The sequence below is a fragment of the Candidatus Zixiibacteriota bacterium genome, from assembly GCA_040752815.1.
In the GTDB taxonomy this organism is placed as follows: Bacteria; Zixibacteria; MSB-5A5; order GN15; family FEB-12; genus JAGGTI01.
In genome coordinates, this window is record JBFMGC010000102.1 from 2,271 (window position 1) to 3,072 (window position 802).

1 protein-coding gene is annotated in these 802 nt (G+C 59.9%); it reads right to left on the minus strand.

Annotated elements, in window-relative coordinates; all coding sequences use genetic code 11:
- A partial coding sequence (locus AB1772_13265; GenBank protein MEW5797309.1) for a sulfatase-like hydrolase/transferase occupies positions 1-588 on the minus strand: 588 nt, incomplete at its 3' end.
- Positions 589-802 lie beyond the last annotated feature (214 nt).

Sequence of the window (802 nt, forward strand, 5' to 3'; positions counted from 1 at the left end):
CAATGGCGACCACTGGTTGGTTTCGCCGCCAAAGAAACCATAGAACTTGTCGAAGCCCTTACGGGTCGGCCACCGGTCGGTCGGACCGGAGGGGCTGATTTCCCACGCGGCCGTTTCGTGATTCTTGCCGAATTGCGCGGTGCTGTAGCCGTTCAGCCGTAGAATGTTCGATATCGGTGCAAGGTTCTGTGGCGTCACGCCCGTATAGCCGGGGAACGCTGTCGCAGTCTCGGTAATCGACCCCATGTTGTTCATGTGGTGGTTGTGACCGCTCAGCAGAGCCGCGCGTGTAGGGGCGCATAATGCGGTCGTGTGGAAATTGTTATAGCGTAGACCGCCGTTCGCCAGCCGGTCCAAGGTCGGCATCTGGGCGGGTCCGCCGAAGGTGCTCGGCACTCCAAAGCCCATGTCATCGATTAGGATAATTAGAACATTGGGTGCGCCTGCGGGCGCTTTGACCTCGAAGCGAGCGGGCGCCTTGGCCTTGCGTGCGTCGAGCTCCTTATAGGTTGGCAGTTTCGGTTCGTGGATGGGCAGCACCGTGCGATCAATTGGCTGTTGCGCAGAGGCACTCGTGGCAAGAGACATGAACACCGCGCAGGCCAGGGCGGCCCATACCCTTGAAGTTGACTCCAGCATCTCGATCCCTTCCACAGAGGCTGAAATTGCCAAGCTCTGAACCGCCCCGAGATTGCCGGAGGCTCCAACTCTTGAGAGACTGGAGCCATGACGAACCATACCAAATCCCCGAAGTTCTCAGCCGAGGTGCGTGAGCGCGCCGTCCGGATGGTGCTCGACCACG